Annotated in this window: 19 protein-coding genes; 10 read left to right on the top strand and 9 right to left on the bottom strand. The window is 63.6% G+C overall.

Annotation, left to right across the window (positions count from 1 at the left end):
* Positions 1-83: 83 nt before the first annotated feature.
* Entirely contained in the window at positions 84-1,637 is a 1,554-nt protein-coding gene (locus tag LU684_RS07850) for a phospholipase D family protein (RefSeq protein WP_016489810.1), read from the bottom strand.
* A gap of 59 nt (positions 1,638-1,696) precedes the next feature.
* Positions 1,697-3,127, bottom strand: a complete 1,431-nt coding sequence (locus tag LU684_RS07845) for an aminotransferase-like domain-containing protein (protein ID WP_161775551.1) — start codon at positions 3,125-3,127, stop codon at positions 1,697-1,699.
* 178 nt (positions 3,128-3,305) lie between these two features.
* On the opposite strand from LU684_RS07845, the gene LU684_RS07840 reads away from it, so the two are divergent.
* On the top strand, positions 3,306-3,536 hold the full coding sequence (locus LU684_RS07840) for a DUF1127 domain-containing protein (protein WP_016489808.1): 231 nt from the start codon (positions 3,306-3,308) through the stop codon (positions 3,534-3,536).
* A gap of 45 nt (positions 3,537-3,581) precedes the next feature.
* On the opposite strand, the gene LU684_RS07835 is transcribed toward LU684_RS07840, so the two are convergent.
* Entirely contained in the window at positions 3,582-4,874 is a 1,293-nt protein-coding gene (locus tag LU684_RS07835) for an NAD(P)/FAD-dependent oxidoreductase (protein WP_096426911.1), read from the bottom strand.
* A gap of 147 nt (positions 4,875-5,021) precedes the next feature.
* Here LU684_RS07835 and LU684_RS07830 point away from each other — a divergent pair, with 147 nt between their 5' ends.
* Positions 5,022-5,375, top strand: coding sequence for a YkgJ family cysteine cluster protein (locus LU684_RS07830; protein ID WP_016489806.1), 354 nt, complete (start codon positions 5,022-5,024; stop codon positions 5,373-5,375).
* A 2-nt stretch (positions 5,376-5,377) separates the two neighbouring features.
* Here LU684_RS07830 and dadR read toward each other — a convergent pair whose 3' ends face one another.
* Positions 5,378-5,866: a transcriptional regulator DadR gene (dadR, locus tag LU684_RS07825; RefSeq protein WP_003258963.1), complete on the bottom strand. Its 489-nt coding sequence runs from the start codon at positions 5,864-5,866 to the stop codon at positions 5,378-5,380.
* A gap of 156 nt (positions 5,867-6,022) precedes the next feature.
* Here dadR and dadA point away from each other — a divergent pair, with 156 nt between their 5' ends.
* The 5 genes from dadA (at position 6,023) to LU684_RS07800 (ending at position 11,850) form a co-directional block, all read left to right on the top strand.
* Positions 6,023-7,327, top strand: coding sequence for a D-amino acid dehydrogenase (gene dadA, locus LU684_RS07820; protein WP_232894445.1), 1,305 nt, complete (start codon positions 6,023-6,025; stop codon positions 7,325-7,327).
* A gap of 146 nt (positions 7,328-7,473) precedes the next feature.
* Positions 7,474-8,547 carry an alanine racemase gene (gene alr, locus LU684_RS07815; RefSeq protein ID WP_232894444.1) on the top strand — a complete coding sequence of 358 codons (1,074 nt, stop codon included), beginning with the start codon at positions 7,474-7,476 and terminating at the stop codon, positions 8,545-8,547.
* 109 nt (positions 8,548-8,656) lie between these two features.
* The gene (locus LU684_RS07810) at positions 8,657-9,205 is read left to right on the top strand and encodes a cupin domain-containing protein (protein WP_016489803.1); all 549 of its coding nucleotides are present in this window, start codon (positions 8,657-8,659) and stop codon (positions 9,203-9,205) included.
* 154 nt (positions 9,206-9,359) lie between these two features.
* Positions 9,360-9,764 (top strand): c-type cytochrome, encoded by a 405-nt coding sequence (locus LU684_RS07805; protein ID WP_033731233.1) that lies wholly within the window; start codon positions 9,360-9,362, stop codon positions 9,762-9,764.
* A gap of 229 nt (positions 9,765-9,993) precedes the next feature.
* Positions 9,994-11,850 (top strand): acetyl-CoA hydrolase/transferase C-terminal domain-containing protein, encoded by a 1,857-nt coding sequence (locus LU684_RS07800; protein ID WP_232894443.1) that lies wholly within the window; start codon positions 9,994-9,996, stop codon positions 11,848-11,850.
* Positions 11,851-11,973: 123 nt separating this feature from the next.
* Here the strand turns inward: LU684_RS07800 and LU684_RS07795 are convergent, their stop codons facing one another.
* Together LU684_RS07795 and rep are read right to left on the bottom strand one after the other, a co-directional pair.
* Positions 11,974-12,546, bottom strand: a complete 573-nt coding sequence (locus LU684_RS07795; RefSeq protein ID WP_003253535.1) for a xanthine phosphoribosyltransferase — start codon at positions 12,544-12,546, stop codon at positions 11,974-11,976.
* 64 nt (positions 12,547-12,610) lie between these two features.
* The gene (rep, locus tag LU684_RS07790; protein ID WP_016489800.1) at positions 12,611-14,620 is read right to left on the bottom strand and encodes a DNA helicase Rep; all 2,010 of its coding nucleotides are present in this window, start codon (positions 14,618-14,620) and stop codon (positions 12,611-12,613) included.
* A 293-nt stretch (positions 14,621-14,913) separates the two neighbouring features.
* On the opposite strand from rep, the gene LU684_RS07785 reads away from it, so the two are divergent.
* Positions 14,914-16,581 (top strand): putative bifunctional diguanylate cyclase/phosphodiesterase, encoded by a 1,668-nt coding sequence (locus LU684_RS07785; RefSeq protein WP_232894442.1) that lies wholly within the window; start codon positions 14,914-14,916, stop codon positions 16,579-16,581.
* 81 nt (positions 16,582-16,662) lie between these two features.
* Here the strand turns inward: LU684_RS07785 and LU684_RS07780 are convergent, their stop codons facing one another.
* Positions 16,663-18,051, bottom strand: a complete 1,389-nt coding sequence (locus LU684_RS07780; RefSeq protein WP_016489798.1) for a NorM family multidrug efflux MATE transporter — start codon at positions 18,049-18,051, stop codon at positions 16,663-16,665.
* A 154-nt stretch (positions 18,052-18,205) separates the two neighbouring features.
* On the opposite strand from LU684_RS07780, the gene LU684_RS07775 reads away from it, so the two are divergent.
* Complete coding sequence (locus LU684_RS07775) at positions 18,206-19,132, top strand: LysR substrate-binding domain-containing protein (RefSeq protein WP_016489797.1); 927 nt, start codon at positions 18,206-18,208, stop codon at positions 19,130-19,132.
* A gap of 113 nt (positions 19,133-19,245) precedes the next feature.
* Here LU684_RS07775 and hglS read toward each other — a convergent pair whose 3' ends face one another.
* Positions 19,246-20,640 carry a 2-oxoadipate dioxygenase/decarboxylase HglS gene (hglS, locus tag LU684_RS07770; protein ID WP_232894441.1) on the bottom strand — a complete coding sequence of 465 codons (1,395 nt, stop codon included), beginning with the start codon at positions 20,638-20,640 and terminating at the stop codon, positions 19,246-19,248.
* Positions 20,641-20,866: 226 nt separating this feature from the next.
* Positions 20,867-21,757 carry a LysR family transcriptional regulator gene (locus LU684_RS07765; protein ID WP_232894440.1) on the bottom strand — a complete coding sequence of 297 codons (891 nt, stop codon included), beginning with the start codon at positions 21,755-21,757 and terminating at the stop codon, positions 20,867-20,869.
* 135 nt (positions 21,758-21,892) lie between these two features.
* Here LU684_RS07765 and amaB point away from each other — a divergent pair, with 135 nt between their 5' ends.
* Complete coding sequence (gene amaB / locus LU684_RS07760; RefSeq protein ID WP_016489794.1) at positions 21,893-23,383, top strand: L-piperidine-6-carboxylate dehydrogenase; 1,491 nt, start codon at positions 21,893-21,895, stop codon at positions 23,381-23,383.
* Positions 23,384-23,536 lie beyond the last annotated feature (153 nt).

Here is a 23,536-nt window from a genome sequence, read left to right as displayed (position 1 = left end):
CCCACATTGATCGGTGTACACCGTACCGTTGTGGGAGCGGCCTTGTGTCGCGATGGGCTGCGAAGCAGCCCCAACGATAGCGGCTACAACATCTTCTCCAAGCCAACCGCCTTGCTGATCCACGCGTTGAACCGCCGCCACATCCCACCCGGTTCAGACGTCAGCACGTGCCGCTTGCCATTGTCCTCGGTCGCCCACACCAGCTTGCCCCCCACCAGCTTCACCTGGTAACTCAACGCAGGCGCCATACCCTGTTGGGCCAGCTCGCGGGTGTACTCCGCCAGCTCCGGGCTGTCCACCAGCACTCCAACCTCGGTGTTCCACAGCACAGAACGCGGGTCGAAGTTGAACGAGCCGATGAAGGTCTTGCGCCGGTCGAATACGATCGCCTTGGTGTGCAGGCTCGAATCCGAACTGCCACGAAAACTCAACCGCCCCGCGCTTGGGTCGCCTGGCTGCCGGCGAAGCTCAAAAAGCTGCACCCCGTGCTCCAGCAAGGCCCGGCGATAGGGCGCGTAGCCGCCATGCACGGCCGGCACGTCGGTGGCTTCCAGCGAGTTGGTCAGCAGCTTCACCGAAACGCCAGCGTCGGCGCGGCCGGTCAGGTACAGCAGGCCCGGTTCGCCCGGCACAAAGTAGGCCGATGCCAGGATCAGTTCGCGGTGCACGTTGGCCAGGTCCGGTGCCAGTTGCTGGCTCAACAGCAGCTGTGGGTCCGGTTCGTTGTCGGCCAGCACCTTGTTGGGTGCATCCCACAGCACTTGGGCGTGGGCCCAGATCAGCTCGTTGCGCCACACGTCCAGGCGAGGCTGCGACTGGTAGGCCATCAGGCGGTCGTACAGGGCTTTGCGTTGGGTCCTGGCTTCGGCCAGCGACACTTCCAGGCGATGGCGGCTGGCACGCAGGTCGTTGGCATTCGGGTCGCGCCAGAGGAAGTCGGCGATCGGTCGGCTGAGGGCGCTGTTCCAGTACTGGTCGAAACTGTGCCCCAGCTGCTCGGCCACCGGGCCAATACCCAGCAGGTCGATGTCGGTGAAGTTGAGGTTGGGCTCGGCATCGAAATACTCGTCGCCCAGGTTACGCCCGCCGACAATCGCCATGCTGTTGTCCACCAGGAACAGCTTGTTGTGCATGCGCCGGTGCTGGCGCGACAGGTTGAACAGCCGGCCCATGGCGCGGGTCACGCCAGTGCTGCGGCCCAGGTGCAGCGGGTTGAACACGCGGATCTGGATGTTGGGGTGGGCATCGAGGGTGCCCATGATGGTGTCCAGGCCGTCGCTGGTGGTGTCGTCCAGCAGGATGCGCACACGCACGCCACGGTCGGCTGCACGCAGCAATTCATGCACCAGGGCGCGGGTGCTGAGGCCGTCGTGGACGATGTAGTACTGCAGGTCGATGCTCGCCTGGGCGTTACGGATCAGTTCGGCACGGGCGCGGAACGCTTCATTGCTGTTGGGCAGCAGGCGAAAGCCCGAGCGGCCGCCGTAAGGCGCGGCCTGGCGCAGCACCGAGCGGCCAAAGGCGGAGTCATGGGCGGGCAGCGCCTGGCTGGTTTCGCGGGGCGCGCTGACGCTGGTGCAGCCGGCAAGGCCGAGCAGCAGCACCAGCAGCAGGGGCAAGGCGTGCTGGAGTCTCAAGGGTGGACCGTCCTGTGCAGCAAGGGCTTTGGGGTTGGACCGTGGCGGGCGGCGCAAAGTTACGCGTCGGCGCTTTCTTCATCCAGTAGACGAAGGGCGGTTTCACCTACCTTGCGCACAGCGGCCTCGATCTGAGGCGTCGGCCGCGCGGCGAAGTTCATGCGCAGGCAGTGGCGAAACTTGCCCGAGGCCGAGAAGATGCTGCCCACGGCAACTTGCACACCTTGCTCCAGTAAAGCCCGGTTCAAGCGCAGCGTATCGAAATGTTCGGGTAATTCTACCCACAGCATGAAGCCACCTTGGGGGCGGCTGACCCGGGTGCCCGTTGGAAAGTAGCGGGTTACCCATTCGCTCATCAGGTCGCGGCCACGCTGGTACTGGCTACGCATGCGCCGCACGTGGGGCTGGTAGTGGCCGCCGGCGATGAAGTCGGCGATGGCCAGCTGCGGCTGGCTGGCGCTGCTGCCGGTGCTGATGTACTTCATGTGCAGCACCCGCTCCAGGTAGCGCCCGGGCGCCACCCAGCCCACCCGCAGGCCGGGGGCGAGGGTCTTGGAAAATGAGCTGCAGAACAGCACGCGTCCATCGTCGTCGAACGACTTGATAGTCCGCGGACGCGGGTAGGTGTAGGCCAGGTCGCCGTACACATCGTCCTCCAGAATCGCCACGTCGTAGCGCTGCGCCAGGCTAAGGAGGGCCTTCTTTCGGGCCTCGGGCATGATGTAGCCGAGCGGGTTGTTGCAGTTGGGGGTGATCTGGATGAGCTTGATCGGCCACTGCTCCAGGGCCAGTTCCAGCGCCTCCAGGCTGATGCCGGTCAGCGGGTCGGTGGGAATTTCCAGCGCCTTCATGCCTAGGCCCTTGAGGGTTTGCATGGCGCCGTGGAAGCTGGGCGAGTCGACTGCGACGATGTCGCCTGGCTCGCAGACCGCGCGAATGCTGCACGACAGCGCCTCGTGGCAGCCGGTGGTCACGACCAGGTCGGCCGGGCTCAGGCGGCAGCCGGAGTCCAGCATCAACCGCGCAACCTGCTCACGCAGGGCCAGGTTACCGTGGATGTTGTCGTAATACAGGCCGGGCATGTCCTGCCGCCGACTTAACTGAGCCAGGCTGCGCAGCAGGGGCTTCAGGGTAGGGGTGTTGATGTCGGGCATGCCACGGCCGAGCTGGACCACATCCTGGCGCGGCGTGCTGCGGATGAGCTCCAGCACCTGCTCCCATTGCGAAATATCCACCGGGCGCTGGGCCGGGCGGCTGACGGCGGGCAGCGCTGGCAGCTGGCGGTGGTCGCTGACGAAGTAGCCGGATTTGGGCCGGGGCGAGACCATGCCGCTGTCTTCCAGCATGCGATAGGCCTGTTGCACGGTGCTCAGGCTGACCCCGTGTTCCACGCTCAGGGCGCGCACAGAGGGCAGGCGCTGGCCAGGGCGATACAGGCCTTGCTCGATACGGGCGCCGAGCAGTTCGGCCAGGTTCAGGTAGAGGGTCACGGCATACTCCTGCGCTGCATTGGCATAGCGACCGGTACAGTTGGGCTGAAAATACAGCATTCAGTCGGCCAACGGCCAATTCTGTATGGGAATAATAAGGCTGTATTGGCTCTGTATTGTCGATGGTGCCGACGCGCATCCTTTCTCCACGGTATCAACTGAACGAGAGGGTGCGGTGATGGGCGGCATGAGCGATGTGCGCTTGCAACTGATGGCCAGTGAACTGGAAGCCGGGCAGCAGGCCAAGGTATTCAACGCGCCGCAAGGGCTTGGGCGTTGGGGGCTGATGCTGCATCGCTGGCATACCCGCAGGGCGCTGTTGCAGCTGACGGATGACGAGTTGCGCGATGTCGGGCTGAGCTGGGAGCAGGCCCGTACAGAGGGACGTAAACCCTTCTGGAAAGACTAACAACGAGACGCTGCGCGGCCGCTCCTACACCGACCGCGTCAGTTTTCAGATCAACTCTTTAAGCCTGTGCCACAGCATGCCCAGCGCCAGCAGTGGCGAGCGCAGGTGCTTGCCGCCGGGGAAGGTGATATGCGGCACGTTGGCGAACAGGTCGAAACGCCCGCTTGCCTGGCCACTGATTGCCTCGCCCAGCAGGCGCGCGGCCAGGTGGGTGGCGTTGAGCCCATGGCCTGAATAGGCCTGGGCGTAATACACGTTCGGCTGGCTGGCCAGGCGGCCAACCTGCGGCAGGCGGTTGGCGCCGATGCCGATCATGCCTCCCCACTGATAGTCGATGCGCACGTCGGCCAGCTGCGGGAACACCTTGAGCATCTTCGGCCGCATGTAGGCGGCGATATCTTTCGGGTCGCGGCCTGAATAGTGGCAGGCACCGCCAAACAGCAGGCGGTGGTCGGCAGACAGCCGGTAGTAATCCAGCGCCACGCGCTGGTCACACACCGCCATGTTCTGCGGCAGTAAAGCGCGGGCGCGTTCTTCGCCTAGCGGTTCGGTGGCGATGATGTAGCTGCCGGCCGGCAGCACCTTGCCGCCCAGCTCGCGGTTGAGGCCGTTGAGGTAGGCGTTGCAGCACAGCACCAAGGTCTTGGCGCGTACCCGGCCCTGGGCGGTATGCACTTGCACCTCGGGGCCATAGTCGACGCGGGTAACCTCGGACTGCTCGAACAGCTTCACGCCCAAGCGGCTGGCCACGGCCGCTTCACCCAAGGCCAGGTTGAGCGGGTGCAGGTGGCCGGAGCCCATGTCGACCAGGCCGCCCACATAGCAGTCGGCGCCGACCACGCTGTGGATATCGTCCTTGCCGACCAGCCGCAGCTCATGCGCATAGCCCAGGCTGCGCAGTTCTTCGGCGTCTTCGGCAAAGCCCAGCAGCTCGGCCGGCTTGTTGGCCAGGTCGCAGTAGCCCCAGGTCAGGTCGCAGGCGATGGCATGTTTCTCTACCCGCTCGCGCACGATCTGCACGGCCTCCAGGCCCATCAGCCTCATGCTGCGCACGCCTTCCTCGCCAATCACCGGCAGAAACTGTTCCAGGCCGTGGCCGACGCCGCGGATCAACTGCCCGCCATTCCGCCCGCTGGCGCCCCAGCCAAGTTTGCGCGCTTCCAGCAGGATGACCGAAAAGCCGCGTTCGGCCAGCTCGATGGCGGTGTTCAGCCCCGAGTAGCCGCCGCCGACGATGCAGACATCGGCGCTGTGCTCGCCTTGCAGGAAGGAGTAGTCAGGGTGTGGCGCGCTGCTGGCGGCGTAATAGGAGGCGGCGTGCTGCGCGCTGTGGATCATGGGCTTGGTCCTGAGGCTGGTGGGCTAGGGGAGGAGGATAAGTCGGGGTGGGGTAGTGGGCAACAAGGCGAGGGCTGCGCCCTCGTTCGCGGGCAAGCCCGCGAATGGGCTTATAATCCAACTTATCAATCAGCTTTGTACTTGCCCATGTCCTGCAACCGTCACAAGATCCACTTCCTGCGCGAACTCATCCCCTCGTTCGAGTGCGAGCCCGGCTGCCACGATTGCTGCGGCCCGGTCACCACGTCGACGGAAGAAATGGCCCGCCTGCCGCGCAAGTCCCAGGCCGAGCAGGAAGCCGCTCTCGAGCGCCTGGACTGCGTGCACCTGGGCCCCAACGGTTGCACGGTGTATGAAGAGCGCCCCATGATCTGCCGCCTGTTTGGCACCACACCACGCATGGCCTGCCCGCGTGGCCGTGGCCCTGAGCCGATGATCGAGCCCGCAGCCGAGCAACTCGTGCACCAGTTCATCGCCACCACCCGGCAGGTGCTGGTCTAGTCTCAGTCCGGGATCGGCAGGCAGAGGCTTTCTTTCACCTCTTCCATCACGATGTAGCTCTTCGATTCGCGCACATGCGGCAGCTTCAGCAGAATGTCGCCAAGCAGCTTGCGGTACGACGCCATTTCCGAAATGCGCGCCTTCACCAGGTAGTCGAAGTCACCTGACACCAGGTGGCATTCCAGCACGTGGGGCAGCTTCAACACCGCGCGGCGGAACTCTTCGAAGGTGTCGCCCGACTTGTAGTCCAGGCTGATTTCCACGAACACCAGCAGGCTGCCCTTGAGGTGCTGCGGGTTCAGGCGGGCGTTGTAGCCCATGATGATGCCCTCGCGCTCCAGACGGCGAACCCGCTCGGTGCAAGGGGTGGTGGACAGCCCAACTTTCTCGCCCAGTTCGGTGAAGGAAATACGCCCGTCATTCTGCAAGATCCGCAGGATGTTACGGTCGATCTTGTCCAGTTCACGCTTGCTCTGGTGCTGGGTTCTCATAGGGGATGCCCCTCCGTGAAAGGCGATTTTGCCGAGAATTCTCGCCAATAATAGGCTTTTATATAGTGAATTGCACTGGTCTCAAATTCCTATACTGCGCCCATTCATGCCATATCAATAAAAGTCTGCGGCGTGCCGCGTGTGAGGGATATAACGATGCGAGTTCTGGTACTTGGTAGCGGTGTAATCGGAACCGCCAGTGCCTATTACCTGGCCCGGCAAGGTTTTGAAGTGACGGTGGTCGACCGCCAGCCGGCGGTGGCCATGGAAACCAGTTTTGCCAACGCAGGCCAGATCTCGCCCGGCTATGCCTCGCCCTGGGCCGCCCCAGGCGTGCCGCTGAAGGCCATCAAGTGGCTGCTCGAGCGCCACGCCCCCTTGGCCATCAAGCTCACCGGCGACGTCGACCAGTACCTGTGGATGGCGCAGATGCTGCGCAACTGCACCGCCAGCCGTTACGCGGTAAACAAGGAGCGCATGGTGCGCCTGTCCGAGTACAGCCGCGACTGCCTTGACGAACTGCGCGCCGAAACCGGCATTGCCTACGAAAGCCGCTCCCTGGGTACCACCCAGCTGTTCCGCACCCAGGCTCAAGTGGATGCCGCGGCCAAGGACATTGCCGTGCTCGAGCAGTCTGGCGTGCCTTACGAACTGCTGGACCGCGACGGTATTGCCCGCGTCGAACCGGCCCTGGCTGGCGTGAAGGACATTCTGGCCGGTGCCCTGCGCCTGCCTAACGACCAGACCGGTGACTGCCAGATGTTCACCACCAAGCTCGCCGACATGGCCATCAAGCTGGGTGTGGAGTTCCGTTTTGGCCAGGACATCCAACGCCTGGACTTCGCGGGCGATCGCATCAATGGCGTGTGGATCGACGGCAAGCTGGAAACCGCCGACCGCTACGTGCTTGCGCTGGGCAGCTACTCGCCGCAGATGCTCAAGCCGCTGGGTATCAAGGCCCCGGTCTACCCGCTGAAGGGTTACTCGCTGACCGTGCCGATCACCAACGGCGACATGGCCCCGACCTCGACCATTCTGGACGAGACCTACAAGGTCGCGATCACCCGTTTCGACAACCGTATCCGCGTTGGCGGCATGGCTGAAATCGCCGGTTTTGACCTGTCGCTGAACCCGCGTCGGCGCGAAACGCTGGAGATGATCGTCAACGACCTTTATCCTCGCGGCGGTGACCTGAGCCAGGCCAGCTTCTGGACCGGGCTGCGTCCGGCGACCCCGGACGGCACACCGATCGTTGGTGCCACGGCGTTCCGCAACCTGTTCCTGAACACCGGTCACGGTACCCTGGGCTGGACCATGGCGTGCGGTTCTGGTCGCCTGCTGGCCGACCTGATTGCGCGCAAGAAACCGCAGATCAGTGCCGAAGGCCTGGACATTTCCCGTTATGGCAACAGCCGGGAAGCGACCAAGCACGGGCAGGGCGCGCCGGTTCACCAGCAGTAATCGCCTGCACCGGCCCATTCGCGGCTAAAGCCGCTCCCACAGGGATCGCATGGCCTTGGCCATTGTGCGGTCCCTTGTGGGAGCGGCTTTAGCCGCGAAGAACCCAACACCCTTTTCAACCTGTGAACCACCATAAGGCAGCCGCCATGCGTCCCGCCCGCGCCCTGATCGACCTCCAGGCCCTGCGCCACAACTACCGTCTGGCCCGTGAACTGACCGGTGCCAAAGCCCTCGCCGTAATCAAGGCCGACGCCTATGGCCATGGTGCCGTACGCTGCGCCCTGGCCCTGGAGGCCGAAGCCGACGGCTTTGCCGTTGCCTGCATCGAAGAGGCGCTGGAGTTGCGCGCCGCCGGTATCAAGGCCCCGGTGCTGTTGCTGGAAGGCTTCTTCGAAGCCAGCGAGCTGGCGCTGATTGCCGAGCACGACCTGTGGTGTGTGGTGCATTCGCTTTGGCAACTTGAAGCCATCGAGAAAACCCAGCTGCACAAGCCGCTCACCGTCTGGCTGAAGCTGGACAGCGGCATGCACCGCGCCGGCCTGCACCCCAAGGATTACCATGAGGCCTACCAACGCCTGCTGGCCAGCGGCAAGGTTGCGCGCATCGTGCTCATGAGCCACTTCGCCCGCGCCGACGAGCTGGATGCCGACGCGACCGCCCAGCAGATTGCCGTGTTCGAGGCCGCCCGCCAGGGCCTGGCCGCCGAGTGCAGCCTGCGCAACTCGCCTGGCGTGCTGGGCTGGCCGCAAGCGCCTGGCGACTGGGTACGCCCGGGCCTGATGCTGTACGGCGCCACGCCGTTCGAAGTGCCCCAGGCCCAAGCCTCACGGCTGCAACCGGTAATGACCCTGCAATCGCGGGTGATCAGTGTGCGCGAGCTGCCTGCCGGTGAGCCCGTGGGCTACGGCGCCAAGTTTGTCAGCCCACGGCCAACCCGTGTAGGCGTGGTCGCCATGGGCTATGCCGATGGCTACCCGCGCCAGGCGCCCAATGGCACCCCGGTACTGGTCGCTGGCCAGCGCACCCAGCTGATCGGCAGGGTGTCGATGGACATGCTCAGCGTCGACCTCACCGACGTGCCGCAAGCCACTGTCGGCAGCCCGGTCGAACTGTGGGGCAAGCAGATACTGGCCAGCGAAGTGGCCGCCCATGCGGGTACTATCCCTTACCAGATTTTCTGCAACCTGAAGCGTTTACCGCGGGACTACATCGGCGAATGACACGCTGAAGCGGACAGGTTGAGGGGTGGTGTGTTGTAAATACTGAACGGCATTGCCATGATATCGTTCACATCCATCCCCCTTTCCACCGTTTCAGGAGGCTCCAGCTTTGGACGTCGGCGAACGACTGCAAGCCATCCGCAAGCTCAAGGGCCTGTCCCAGCGCGAACTCGCCAAGCGTGCCGGTGTGACCAACAGCACCATCTCGATGATCGAGAAGAACAGCGTGAGCCCCTCCATCAGCTCGCTGCGCAAGGTGCTGAGCGGCATTCCCATGTCCATGGTCGAGTTCTTTTCGGTCGAGCTGGAACCTGAAAGCCCCACTCAGATCGTCTACAAGGCCCACGAGCTGATCGACATCTCGGACGGTGCGGTGACCATGAAGCTGGTCGGCAAGTCGCACCCCAACCGTGCCATCGCGTTTCTCACCGAGGTATACCCGCCAGGTGCCGACACCGGTGCCGAAATGCTCACCCACGACGGCGAAGAAACCGGCATCCTGCTCGAAGGCCGGCTGGAGCTGGTGGTCGGCAACGAGATCTTCATTCTCGAAGAAGGCGACAGCTACTACTTCGAAAGCACGCGCCCGCACCGCTTTCGCAATCCGTTCAACCAGCCCGCACGCCTGATCAGTGCAGCGACGCCATCAAACTTTTGATCCAGCGCAGTGCATTGATTCGGCAATACCCCTTTCCAGTGTAGGGTCGTTTCACGGCCTCTGGGTTCCCGCTATACTTTTCAACGCTCGCCGTTCCGTGGCCGCGAGCGTGATTAGCCACCATGAGGGTGTTCGCGTGAACCAAATCAAGAAGATGCTGGCCGTACCAGCAGCCGTATTCGCCCTCTGGGCAATGAGCGCAACCGCTGCAACCAATGACGACATTGCCAAACGCCTCGAGCCGGTTGGCCAGGTGTGCGTCCAGGGCCAGGAATGCAAAGGCATGGAAGTGGCTGCTGCAGCGGGAGGCGGGGGAGCCAAGACGCCAGATGACATCATCGCCAAGCACTGCAATGCCTGCCATGGCAGCGGCCTGCTCGGTGCACCGAAGATTGGCGATACCGCCGCGTGGAAAGAACGCGCCGACCACCAGGGCGGGCTGGATGGCATCCTGGCCAAGGCCATTACCGGCATCAACGCCATGCCGCCCAAGGGCACCTGCGCGGACTGCTCGGATGACGACCTGAAAGGGGCGATCAAGAAAATGTCCGGTCTGTAAGACACAGCTGAATTGCATGAGGCCCGCCTTTGATGGCGGGCTTTGTTTTTTGTGGTGGCTGCACTGGCCCTTTCGCGGGGCAAGCCCGCTCCCACAAGAACACCACTGCCTTCAGGTGCTGTGAGGTGCCAGTGGGAGCGGGCTTGTCCCGCGAAGAGGCCGGTACAGGCAACCAACCCGCCAGTGCCATGTCCAACCCCTGAACCCATGGATGTCTCAGGAGGCCCTGATGCACCTCTGCTCCATCGACCAGGCTGTCGAGCAGGTCTTGTCCCGGCTGCCAGCCCATATTCACATGGGCCTGCCTTTGGGCCTGGGGAAGCCTAATGCTTTCGTTAACGCCCTCTACGCCCGCGTGCGCGAGCTGCCCGAGCGGCAGCTGACTATCTACACCGCGCTCTCCCTGGGCCGCCCGCCATTGGGCGATGGCCTGCAGCGGCGGTTTCTCGAACCCTTCGTCGAGCGCGTCTTCGCCGACTACCAAGAGCTCGACTACCTCGCTGACCTGCGCAACGACAGCCTGCCGGCGAATATCCGCGTCGAGCAGTTCTTCATGCAGCCCGGTAGCCTGCTGCACAGCGAGGCTGCCCAGCAGGACTACATCAGCAGCAACTACAGCCACGCCGCACGCGATATCAACGCCAAGGGCCTGAACCTGGTCGCGCAACTGGTGGCCGCCACACCTGAAAGGCCTGTTCACCTGAGCCTGGCCTGCAACCCCGACATCACCCTCGACCTGCTGCCGATGATCGCCAAGCGCCGCGCGGCCGGCGAAACCATCCTCATGCTCGGTCAGGTGCATGCCGAGCTGCCTTACATGCCGGGCGATGCGGAACTGCCCATTGATGCGTTCGACCTGCTGCTCGATGAAGCCGAGCAACGTCGCCTGTTCTCCACCCCGAACATGCCGGTCGGCACCCAGGACCACTGCATCGGCTTGCACGCCAGCACGCTGGTACGCGATGGCGGCACCCTGCAGATCGGCATCGGTGCCATGGGCGATGCAGTCGCCGCCGCGTTGCTGGCGCGTCAGGGTGACAACGCCGGCTACCGCACCTTGCTCGACGAGCTGGATACGGGCCCGTGGCATGCGCTGATCGAGCGCGAAGGGGGGCTGGGGACGTTTGCCCAAGGCCTGTACGGCTGCAGCGAGATGTTCGCCAATGGCCTGTTGGTGCTTGCCGAAGCAGGCCTGCTGCGGCGCCCGGCCGATGAGCAGGGGCCCGTGGTGCATGGTGGCTTTTTCCTCGGCCCTCAGGCGTTCTACCAGCGGTTGAGGGAGATGCCACTCGAAGCGCGTGCGCGGTTTGCCATGACCCGCATCAGCTTTATCAACGAGTTGTACGGGCAGGAAGAACTCAAGCGGCGCCAGCGCCGCGATGCGCGCTTCATCAACACTGCGTTCGCCATGACCTTGCTCGGCGCCGGGGTGGCCGATCAGCTGGAGGACGGCCGCGTGCTCAGCGGCGTTGGCGGGCAGTACAACTTCGTCGCCCAGGGCCACGCGCTGGAAGGCGGGCGTTCGATTCTGCTTTTGCGCAGCTGGCGCGAGGCAGGCGGGGAGATGACCTCAAACCTGCTCTGGACCTACGGCCACTGCACCATCCCCCGGCACCTGCGCGATATCGTGGTGACCGAATACGGCATTGCCGACTTGCGTGGGCAGACCGACAGCGAGGTGATTGCGCGGTTGCTGGCGGTGAGCGATTCGCGGTTCCAGCAGGGGCTCATCGAGCAGGCAAAAGAGGCCGGCAAGCTGCCCAAGGGTTTTGAGCTGGACGCTCGTTTTACCGACAATACGCCGCAGCGGTTGGAAGCGATCAGGGCGCGGCATGCGCGGCTGTTCCCGGAGTATCCGATGGGGACGGACTTTACAGCTGAGGAGCGGGACCTGTTGCGGGCACTGAACTGGTTGAAGAGCAAGTTCAAGCTGAGCGAGGTGCTGGAGCTGGGCAAGGCAGCGTTGGATGCGCCGGGGCCGGAGGGGTATCAAGGGCACCTGGAGCGGATGGGGCTGGACGCTCCGCAGGGATTGAAGGAAGAGCTGTACCAGCGCCTTTTGCTGGCAGGGTTGGCGGCGACCTGAAAATTGCCGGGGCTGCTTTGCAGCCCATCGCCGGTAAGCCAGCTCCCACAGGAGTTTCACAAAGGCCGAGCCTTGTGCAGTACCTGGGGGAGCTGGCTTGCCGGCGATGGGGCCGGTACAGGCTTACTCGATGAAGCTGACCACACCACCTTCCAGCGACTTCACCCGGGCCAGCGACTCAACGCGGTAGCCCTGGCTGTCCAGCTCGGCACGGCCGCCCTGGAACGACTTCTCGATCACGATACCCAGGCCAGCCACGGTGGCGCCGGCCTGTTTGATGATCGAGATCAGCGCCTGCGACGCCTTGCCGTTGGCCAGGAAGTCGTCGATCACCAGCACGCGGTCGCTGCTGTTGAGGTGGCGTGGCGAGATGGCCACGGTGTTCTCGGTCTGCTTGGTGAAGGAGTACACCGAGGCAGTCAGCAGGTTCTCGGTCAGGGTCAGCGACTGGTGCTTGCGCGCAAAGATCACCGGTACGCCCAGCTTCAGGCCAGTCATCACGGCCGGGGCAATGCCCGAGGCTTCGATGGTGACGATCTTGGTCACGCCGGCGTCGGCGAACAGGCGGGCGAACTCGTCACCGATCAGCTGCATCAGCGCCGGGTCGATCTGGTGGTTGAGAAACGCGTCGACTTTAAGAACCTGGTCGGAAAGCACGATGCCTTCTTCGCGAATCTTCTGATGCAGTGCTTCCACTTTGTTTTCCTCGATGTAGCAAAGGTCGCCGCAAATAGCGGCAAAGTTAAAGAGTAATGGTTGATCAGCGTTTGAGCATTGCCCGGATATCGGCCAGGGCGTTGTTGCCGCGTGCGGCCTTTACCTCGACCGGCGCATCGTCCAGGCCCTCCCAGGCCAGGTCGTCCGGAGGCAGTTCGTCAAGGAACCGGCTGGGCGTGCAGTCGATGATTTCACCGTACTGCTTGCGCTTGGCAGCGAAGGTGAAGGCCAGGGTCTGGCGCGCGCGGGTGATGCCCACGTAGGCCAGGCGGCGTTCCTCTTCGATGGTGTCGGCCTCGATGCTGGAGCGGTGCGGGAGGATTTCCTCTTCCATGCCCATGATGAACACGTACGGGAACTCCAGGCCCTTGGAGGCGTGCAGGGTCATCATCTGCACACCTTCGGCGTTTTCTTCCTCTTCCTGCTGGCGCTCGAGCATGTCGCGCAGCACCAGCTTGCCGATGGCATCCTCGATGGTCATGTCACCCTCTTCGTCCTTCTCAAGGGTGTTTTTCAGCGCTTCGACCAGGAACCAGACGTTGCTGATACGGAACTCCGCCGCTTTGTCGCTGGCGGTCTGCTGGCGGATCCAGTTCTCGTAGTCGATGTCGCGGATCATCTCGTGCAGCGCGGCGATCGGGTCTTCCAGGGCAACCTTTTGGCGTACCCCGTCCAGCCAGTGCTTGAAGCGCTGCAAACGCTCGGTGTAGCGGGCGTCCAGGTGCTCGCCAAGGCCCAGCTCTTCGCTGGCGGCGTACATCGAAATGCCCCGCTCGGTGGAATAGTTGCCAAGCTTTTCCAAGGTGGTGGAGCCGATTTCGCGACGCGGTACGTTGATCACCCGCAGGTAGGCGTTGTCATCATCCGGGTTCACCAGCAGGCGCAGGTAGGCCATCAGGTCCTTGACCTCCTGGCGGCCGAAGAAGCTGTTGCCGCCCGACAGGCGATATGGCACCTGGTGGTGCTGCAGCTTCAGTTCGATCAGCTTGGCCTGGTAGTTGCCACGGTAGAGGATGGCGAAGTCGCTATAGGGGCGGTTGGTGCGCAGGTGCAGGGTGAGGATTTCCATGGCCACGCGTTCGGCCTCGGCTTCCTCGTTCTTGCAGCGGATCACGCGGATCTCGTCGCCCACGCCCATCTCGCTCCACAACTGCTTCTCGAACGCGTGCGGGTTGTTGGCGATCAGCACGTTGGCACAGCGCAGGATGCGGCTGGTGGAGCGGTAGTTCTGCTCGAGCATGACGATTTTCAAGGAAGGGTAGTCCTCCTTGAGCAGCATCAGGTTTTCGGGGCGCGCACCGCGCCAGGCGTAGATCGACTGGTCGTCGTCGCCCACCACGGTGAACTGGTTGCGCATGCCGATCAGCATTTTCACCAGCAGGTACTGGCTGGCGTTGGTGTCCTGATATTCGTCCACCAGCAGGTAGCGCACCCGGTTCTGCCAGCGTTCGAGCACCTCGGGGTGCTCCTGGAACAGCTTGACCGGCTGCAGGATCAGGTCGTCGAAGTCCACCGCGTTGAACGCCTTGAGCGTGCGCTGGTAGTGGGTATAGACGATGGCGGCCGTCTGCTCGCGCGGGTTGCGCGCCTTTTCCAAAGCCTCGGGCGGCAGCACCAGGTCGTTCTTCCAGGCACCGATCATGTTCTTGATCTCGTCGATGCCGTCGTCGCCGGAGTACTCCTTCTGCATGATGTCCGACAGCAACGCCTTGATGTCGGACTCATCGAAGATCGAGAAGCCCGGCTTATAGCCAAGGCGTTCGTGCTCCTTGCGGATGATGTTCAGGCCCAGGTTGTGGAAGGTACATACCGTCAGGCCACGGCCTTCCCCCGGACGCAGCAACGTAGCGACCCGCTCCTTCATCTCGCGTGCGGCCTTGTTGGTGAAGGTCATCGCCACGATGTACTGGGCACGGATGCCGCAGTTCTGGATGAGGTGGGCAATCTTGCGCGTGATCACGCTGGTCTTGCCCGAACCTGCACCGGCGAGCACCAAAAGAGGGCCGCCGACGTAGTCACGGGCTTCCTGCTGCCGGGGATTGAGTCGGGACATGCTAGAAACCGGGGTCGCCAGAAAATAGCCGCGCATTCTAACAGGCATGGGGCGGTTGTGGCGCGACCGTCTGACGTCTGAGTCAGACTTTTGTCTGTCCCATTATTAGTGCGGCTAATGCTACTAGAGGAAAAAATCATATTTGCCGCTTCCCCTCGTTTCGAGCAGGATGCACGACAAAATACGTCGGAATGCTACGGTCGCAAATGCATGTATAAAAGTGAAAATCATTTTCATTAATGCAGTAGCATAATGGCTGATACCGTTGCACCGTGAAGTCCTAAGGAGCCCGCTTGTCCACGCCTGTCGAACCTTTGCGTTTGCTGCTGTTGGCTGATGAGCCGCAATGGGCCGCCTTGTTGCACGCATGCATGCCTGCCCTGAACGGCAGTGCAGTGCTGCTGACCGCGCCTGACTGGGACGCGGTGGATAGCCTGTTCAGCCATGATCGCCAGGCCGTGGTGCTGGCAACCCCAGCCCTGCAGCCGGCACCTGGGCGCTGCGAGCTACCGACCATCCTGCTGCTCGATCACGAGCCTGAGGTGGCGCCCGGCGCGGTCAGCGACTGGCTGGTACGCGACCAGCTCAATGCCGACGCCCTGCGCCGCTCGCTGCGCCATGTGCGCGAACGTGGCGTGCTGGTGGCCACCTTGCAGCGCCTGGCCGAACAGGACCCATTGACCGGCATCGCCAACCGCCAGGGCTTTCAGGCCTTGCTGACCGCGCGGCTGGCCGAAAACGATGGCCGTGGCATTGCCTTGGGCCACCTGGACCTGGACAACTTCCGCCACGTCAACGATGCGCTCGGCCACCAGAGCGGTGACCGCCTGATCCTGCAAGTGGTGGCGCGGCTGCAAAACCAGCTGGAGGCTGGCGACCAGCTGGCGCGCCTGGGCAGCGACGAGTTTGCCTTGCTGATCGACACCCGACGCGACGCCAACCGCGCCGAATGGATCGCCGAACGCATCATAGAGGCCTTGGCCGAACCCTACTGGATCGACGGCGAAAGCCTGCTGCTGGGGTGCAGCCTGGGCTTGGCCCATGCCCGCGCGCAGAGCGGCGCCGACCCGCTGATGTGGCATGCGCACATTGCCATGCGCCAGGCCAAGGGCAGCCAGGGCTGTACCTTCCATGTGTTCAACGAGCGCATCAATCGCAACGCCCGCAGCCTTGCCGACCTGGAAAGCGAACTGCGCCGCGCGCTGCGCCGTGACGAGCTGGAGCTGCACTATCAGCCGCGGCTCGACCTGGCCGATGGGCGCATCGTCGGCCTGGAGGCGCTGGTGCGCTGGCGCCATGCCGAACGCGGGCTGTTACCGCCCAGCGAGTTCGTGCCCCTGGCCGAGCAGAGCGGCCTGATCGTGCCGTTGGGCTACTGGGTCATCTCCCGCGCCTTGCGCGACATGCAGGCGCTGTGCGAGCGCGGTCTGGAGCCGTTGCACATGGCGGTAAACCTGAGTTTCCGTCAGTTCCAGGACAGCCAGCTGCTGGCCACCCTGAGTCGGCTGATCCTTGAGCATGGGGTGGACGCGCGCTGGCTGGAGTTCGAACTGACCGAAACGGCGGTGATGCGCCGCAACGAGCTGGTGCGCCAGACCATGGACGCCCTCGGCCGCCTGGGCGTGCGCTTCTCCCTAGACGATTTCGGCACCGGGTTTTCTTCGTTCGTGCACCTCAACAGCCTGCCGATCACCTTGCTCAAGGTGGACCGCAGCTTTGTTGCAGAAATGGAAATGCGCGAGGAGAACCGCAAGCTGGTGCACGCCATGATCAACCTGGCGCACAACCTCAACCTCGAGGTGGTGGCCGAAGGGGTGGAGAGTGAAGAGCAGCTGGCCTTGTTGCGCGGGTTTGGCTGTGACCAGGTGCAGGGCTTTTTGGTCAGCAAGCCGCTGCGGGTCGGGGAGCTGATCGATTTTTTGCTGAAGGTGCCTGGCCGTCAGCTGAATGTTGTCCCTTAGGGCCCTTTCGCGGGCACGCCCGCTTCCACAGGGACCACGCAATCCTGTGGGAGCGGGCGTGCCCGCGAAGAGGCCCCGAAGTCAGGCCGAAGCAGCAGCCTCTGCACGCGCTTGCGCCTTCCCCAATAACCGTTTCATTCGCCACTCAAAGCCAAATGTCAGCGCCACTGCCGCACATGCCAGGCCCAGCGCCAGCCCCCACCAGATCCCCACGGCGCCACCGCCCAGGGTAAAGGTGAACAACCAGGCGCTCGGCGCACCCACCAGCCAGTAGCACACCAGCCCGATCAGGAAGGTGGTCTTGGCATCTTTCAGCCCACGGATCGAACCCATGGCAATCGTCTGCATGCCGTCGAACAGTTCGAACCATGCCGCCACCATCAATAACTGCACAGCCACCCGGAAGATCGCGGCAAAGGCCGGATCATTGCGGTCGATAAACAGTCCTACCAGCGCTTCGGGCAGCAGCAGGAACAGTGCGGCGAAGGCAAACATGATCATTGCCCCAAAGCCGATGCCCACGCGCCCGGCGCTGCGCGCCGCCAGCAGGTTGCCAGCGCCGTAGTACAAGCCCACGCGCATCGTCACCGCATAGGACAAGCCCGTCGGCACCATGAACGCGGTGGACACGATCTGCAGGGCGATCTGGTGCGCCGCCAGTTCGGTGCTGCCCAGCACACCCATGCACAGCGCAGCGAAGGCGAACAGGCCCACTTCCACCATGTAGGTGCCGCCAATCGGCAAGCCCAGCCGCCACAGCTCGCGCAGGGCCGGCAGCGACGGGCGCGACAGGCCTTTGCGTAGCGGGTAGGCGGCATAGGCCGAATGCCAGCGGATGTACAGCGCCAGGGCGATGGCCATGCCCAGCGATACCACTGCGGTGACCAGGCCGATGCCCATCAGGCCCAGTTTTGGCAGGCCGAACATGCCTTCGATCAACGCCACGTTGAACAGGTAGTTGAGCACCGTGCCGACCACGCTGATCACCATCACCGGGGTCGAGCGGCCCAGCGCGCTGGTAAAGCCACGCAAGGCCATGAAGGTCAGGTAGCTGGGCAGCGCCAGTGGCAGCAGGGTGAGGAATTCGGCGGCCGAGGCAACGTTTTCGGGCTGTTGCCCGAACAGCAGCAGTACTGGCTCGAGGTTCCACAGGGCCAGCGCGGCGATCAGCGCCAGGCCCCAGGCCAGCCACACGCCGTTCTGTGCCAGGCGGGTGGCACCTTCGATGTCGTTGGCGCCCTTGCGGATCGCCACCAAGGTGCCGACCGCAGCGATCACGCCCAGGCAAAAGATCGACACGAACGAGTAGCTGGCCGCACCCAGGCCGCCACCGGCCAGTGCCTGTGGGCTGATACGGGCCATCATCAGGGTATCGGTCAGCACCATCAGCATATGCGCCAACTGCGAGGCGATCAGCGGCCCGGCCAGGCGCAGCAAAGCCTTGAGTTCTGTGGTGGGCGCGACATGCATGGGGGCGGTCCTTTCCTGGGAAAACAACGAAGGGCGATTCTGAGGCTTTGGTCAACTTTGTACAAAAGGATAAAAGCGATCATTGGCATGAGTCTGACTCATGTATATATGCTTATTGATGATTAGTTTCACAGCCCGGTATGGCAGGTGCCTCATGTCCCGACAGCTCCCTCCGTTGTATGCCCTGCGCGCATTCGAAGCTGCCGCGCGGCATTGCTCCTTCACCCGTGCCGGCGAAGAATTGTCGATTACCCAAAGTGCTGTCAGCCGGCATGTCCGCACGCTGGAAGAGCACTTTGCCTGTCGCCTGTTCGTGCGCAGCGGCCGCAGCCTGCAATTGACCGAAGCGGCGCGGGTGCTGTTGCCGGGGGTGCGCGAAGGCTTCGCGGCGCTGGAGCGGGCCTGCGATAATTTGCGCGGTGAAGATGACATCCTGCGCATGAAAGCCCCATCGACATTGACCATGCGCTGGTTGCTGGCGTGCCTGAGCCGGTTCCGGCACTTGCAACCGGGTAACGAAGTGCAGCTGACCAGCGCCTGGATGGACGTCGACCACGTGGACTTCAACCAGGAGCCATTCGATTGTGCGGTGCTGCTCAGTGATGGCGTGTTCCCGGCGGAGTGGGAGGTGCGCAAGCTGTTTCCAGAGTTGCTGATCCCGGTCGGCGCGCCCGACCTGCTCGACGAAGAACCCTGGGACGTGTGCCGGCTGGCCTCTATCGAACTGCTGCACCCCACGGTGGACAAGCGTGACTGGCGGGAATGGCTGGAGCGCATGGGGCTTGGCGACAAGGTTTCGCTCAAGGGCGGGCAGGTGTTCGACACCCTGGAGCTGGGCATGATTGCCGCAGCGCGGGGCTACGGGATTTCCATGGGTGATTTGCTGATGGTGGCCGAAGATGTGGCGCAGGGGCGGTTGAGCCTGCCTTGGCCGACAGCAGTGCCCAGTGGGATGGACTACTACCTGGTATGGCCGCGCACCCGGCCGGGTGGCGAGCGGTTGCGGCGCTTGAGTGACTTTCTGGCAGATGAGGTGGCGGCGATGGACCTACCGGATGTGGAAATCCTGCCGCCTCTCTGATCGCCTGTACCGGCCTCTTCGCGGGCTCGCCCGCTCCCACAGGTTTGTCGTATGCCTTGGACCGACACTGCACCTGTGGGAGCGGGCAAGCCCGCGAAGAGGCCTAGACGGTTTTACATCGAACCCAGGTTCAACGCTTGTGCGCAAGCCTGCAGCGAGCGGCGCTCGCTCTGCGCATACAGTGCCAGCTCATCCTGCACCGGCAGCCCCAGCGCGGCTTCGAATGCATCCCGGTTGGCATTGCTGCCGTACTCGGCCTGCGCATCCTCGCCCAGGTTGGACTGGAAGATCCCCGCTGCGCTCACCGGCAGGAAGTCCTCGTACACCAATGGCTCGAAATGCACATGGCCAGCATCGATCAGCCCTTGCAGGGTGGTCGGGCGGCCTTCCTGGTCACGCGCAGCCAGGCCTTTCTCGGTGGCAAAGTAGCGGAAGTACGCCAGGCCCTGTTCACGCATCTGCGCCAGGTCATCCGGGAACTCGGCAAAGGTATCTTTGAGCAAGGCCATGTAGCGCTCGGCATTGGCTTCGGCCGGTGCGCCACCCAGGGCGGCGCGGGTGGCGTCGAGCAGCTTGTCGTACAGCTGGCGACCTTTCGGCGTCAGGGCTGCACCGCGTTGCTCGATTTCGCCAAAGCGCGCGGTGTGGCTGCCTTCGCTCCCCTGCTGGTCGCTGAACGCGACCTTTTCCTGCAAGGCCTTGAAGCTGGTCTGGCGCAGCAGGATCGGGTGGCGGCGGGTGGGCGGGCCTTCGACCACGGCTTTCGGCGGGATGCCCTTGGCCGGCATGCCGAGCTGGATCGCATCGATGTCCAGGGTGCGTGGGGTCAAGTGGTTGATGTGCGGGCCCTTGAAGGCCACCACATCGGCAATCAGGCGGTGCTGGTCGTGCAGTTGCTGGTACTGCTCGGCGGTGACGGTGGCGTCATGGTGCCAGCGGAAGGTGTGTAGCGCTTCTTGCACGAACGCTTCGGCATCGGCTGCGTTCAGACCGCCATCGCGCTCGCACTTGGCGATCAGTTCGAGGGCGCGGGGGGTGAAGATCTGGCGCTTGGCCAAGATGCTCTGTGCCAGCTCACGCAGCTGCGGGTTGTCGATCAGCTCCAGGCGCAGCAGCGAGGTGAACACACGGAACGGGCTGACGTGCAGCGACTGCTCGTGTACCGCGCGGAAGGCGGTGGAGTGCACCGGCACACCGGCGGAGCTGAGGTCGTAGTAGCCGACCGGCTGCATGCCCATGACGGCAAACAGGCGGGCGATGGTGGCCAGTTCTTCGGCGGTGCCGACGCGGATGGCGCCGTGGCGCTCGTGGTCCAGGCGCTCGATTTCGCCGGTCCAGCGCAGGGCCTGGGCAACCTCGGGTTGCTGGGCCATGACCTGCTGGTTGATTTCGCTCACCAGCTCCAGCAGCGTGCCGTACAACGGCACTTCCTGTTTGTACATGAGCGACATGGCGGCAGAGAACTGCGCGCGAATGCTGTCTGGGCTGACGAAATCGTGGGCGGGCATCGCTAGCTTCCTGGTTGGGTTCGGACGCTTACATGAAAGCTGGGAATGCACTTGGCTCACAAGCGAAAAAAAGTGAGTGTGTCATTCCTTTTTTGATCGACCTTCAGGGCCATTGGGGCTGCTTTGCAGCCCATTCGCGGCACAAGGCCGCTCCTACAGGGGACCGCGTGCTGTTTGCAGGCGTGGCCTTGTGCCGCGACTGGGCCGCAACGCTGCCCCGGCAATCTCAAGCCTGAAGTTGCTCCTGAATCCATTCCACCAGCGCCCGCACCTTGAGCACCTCCGCCGCATGCTCGGCATACGCCAGGTAATGCGCCCCGGCACTGCGCATCGCATGGTTCCACGGCACCACCAGGCTACCCTCGGCCAACTCCTTCGCCGCCAGGTAACGCGGCACCAACGCCACCCCGCACCCCGCCTGCGCCGCGCTCAAGGCCATATAGAACGTATCGAAGCGTGGCCCGTGGTAGGCGCTGACGCTTTGCAAACCCAGCTCCAGGAACCACTCATGCCAGGCCTCGGGCCGTGAGGTGCTTTGCAGCAGCACCAGGTCGGCCAGTTCTGCAGCATCGCCCAGCGTGCGCCCGGCCAGCAGCTCCGGCGCGCACACCGGCACCACCTCTTCGCGGAACAGCTCCACGCAGGTGGCACCAGGCCAGGTGCCCTGGCCATAGAAGAACACCACGTCTGCCGAGCCCTGCAGCAGGGCGAACGGCTCCATCTCGTTGCGGATGTCCAGGTGGATGTTGGTGTGGCGTTTGCCAAAACCCTTGAGGTGCGGGATCAACCAGCGCACGCCAAAACTCGGTTGAGTGGCTACTTTCAATATCTCGGTCTGCTCGCCGTAAGTGAGCACGTAGCGGCTGGACATGTCCACCTGGGTGAGGATCTTGTTGACCTCGGCCAGGTACAGGCTGCCGGCCGGGGTCAGTTGCAGGCGCCGGCGGATGCGCAGGAACAGGTGATGGCGCAGCATGTCTTCAAGTTGCGCCACCTGCTTGCTGACGGCGCTCTGGGTCAGGTGCAGTTCTTCGGCGGCACGGGTAAAGCTCAAATGACGGGCTGCAGCTTCAAAGCACTGCAGGGCGGTCATGGAAGGCACCAGGCGTTTGGACATAGTGGTCTCTGCGGCTCAAATCATTACCTGACGGAATGATATGCGGAATAAAGGTCGTTTGTTGTACCTATGTGATCGGATTAATACTGATCCACATCATTTTTCCACCCCATCACCCGATGTAGGAGAAACACAATGGTTGCTGGATTGCTCGAGCGCCTTGGCGTTGCCGCCGAGGCTTACACCCAGGGCGACTACCCTGTTCACACGCCGATCGACGGCAGCCAGATCGCCTCGGTGAAACTGCTTGGCAAGGCCGAGACCATCGCCCGCATCGATCAGGCCCAGAGCGCCTTCGAGGCCTGGCGCACTGTGCCAGCCCCGCGCCGTGGTGAACTGGTGCGCCTGTTTGGCGAAGTGCTGCGTGAGCACAAGGCCGACCTTGGCGAGCTGGTCTCGATCGAAGCCGGCAAGATCACCCAGGAAGGCCTGGGCGAAGTGCAGGAAATGATCGACATCTGCGACTTCGCCGTGGGCCTGTCGCGCCAGCTGTACGGCCTGACCATCGCCTCCGAGCGCCCGGGCCACCACATGCGTGAAACCTGGCACCCGCTGGGCGTGGTTGGCGTCATCAGCGCCTTCAACTTCCCGGTTGCCGTATGGGCCTGGAACACCGCCCTGGCCTTGGTGGCCGGTAACTCGGTGGTGTGGAAACCGTCTGAAAAGACCCCGCTGACTGCTCTGGCTTGCCAGGCGCTGTTCGACAAAGCCCTGAAAGCCTTCGGCGATGCCCCGGCTGGCCTGGCACAACTGGTGATCGGCGGCCGTGAAGCTGGCGAAGCCATGGTCGATGACCCGCGCGTACCGCTGGTCAGCGCCACCGGCAGCACCCGCATGGGGCGCGAAGTCGGCCCACGTGTAGCTGCCCGATTCGGCCGTAGCATCCTCGAGCTGGGTGGCAACAACGCCATGATCCTGGCGCCGAGCGCCGACCTGGACCTGGCCGTGCGGGGCATCCTGTTCTCGGCGGTGGGCACCGCCGGCCAGCGTTGCACCACCCTGCGCCGCCTGATCGTGCACCGCTCGATCAAGGACGAAGTGGTTGCCCGCGTCAAAGCCGCCTACGGCAAAGTGCGTATTGGCGACCCACGCAAAGACAACCTGGTGGGCCCGCTGATCGACAAGCTGTCGTTCGACGCCATGCAGGGTGCGCTGGCCAAGGCCCGCGACGAAGGTGGCCAGGTGTTTGGTGGCGAGCGTCAGCTGGCCGACCAGTACCCGAACGCCTACTACGTATCGCCTGCCATCGCCGAAATGCCGGCGCAGAGCGACGTGGTGCGCCACGAAACGTTCGCCCCGATTCTTTACGTGCTGGCTTACGACGACTTCGAAGAGGCCCTGCGCCTGAACAACGAAGTGCCACAAGGCCTGTCGTCGTGCATCTTCACGACCGACATCCGTGAGGCGGAGCGCTTCCAGAGTGCTTCGGGCAGCGACTGTGGTATCGCCAACGTCAACATCGGCACCAGCGGTGCCGAGATCGGCGGTGCGTTTGGTGGCGAGAAGGAAACCGGCGGTGGTCGTGAGTCGGGTTCGGATGCGTGGAAAGGCTACATGCGTCGCCAGACCAACACCGTGAACTACTCGCGCGAGCTGCCGCTGGCGCAGGGTATCGTGTTCGACTGATCCATGCTGCAAGGCCGGGGGCATAGCCCCCGGTTCGCGGGGCAAGCCCGCTCCCACAGGGATCGTGCAGGTGGCACTGATCATTGTGGGAGCGGGCTTGTCCCGCGAATGGGCGGCAGCGCCGCCCCAACGCTATAAGAACAACACTGCTGG

Source organism: Pseudomonas sp. NMI542_15, from assembly GCF_021283425.1.
Taxonomy (GTDB): domain Bacteria; phylum Pseudomonadota; class Gammaproteobacteria; order Pseudomonadales; family Pseudomonadaceae; genus Aquipseudomonas; species Aquipseudomonas fortuita.
This window is presented reverse-complemented; position numbering and strand designations above follow the sequence as displayed.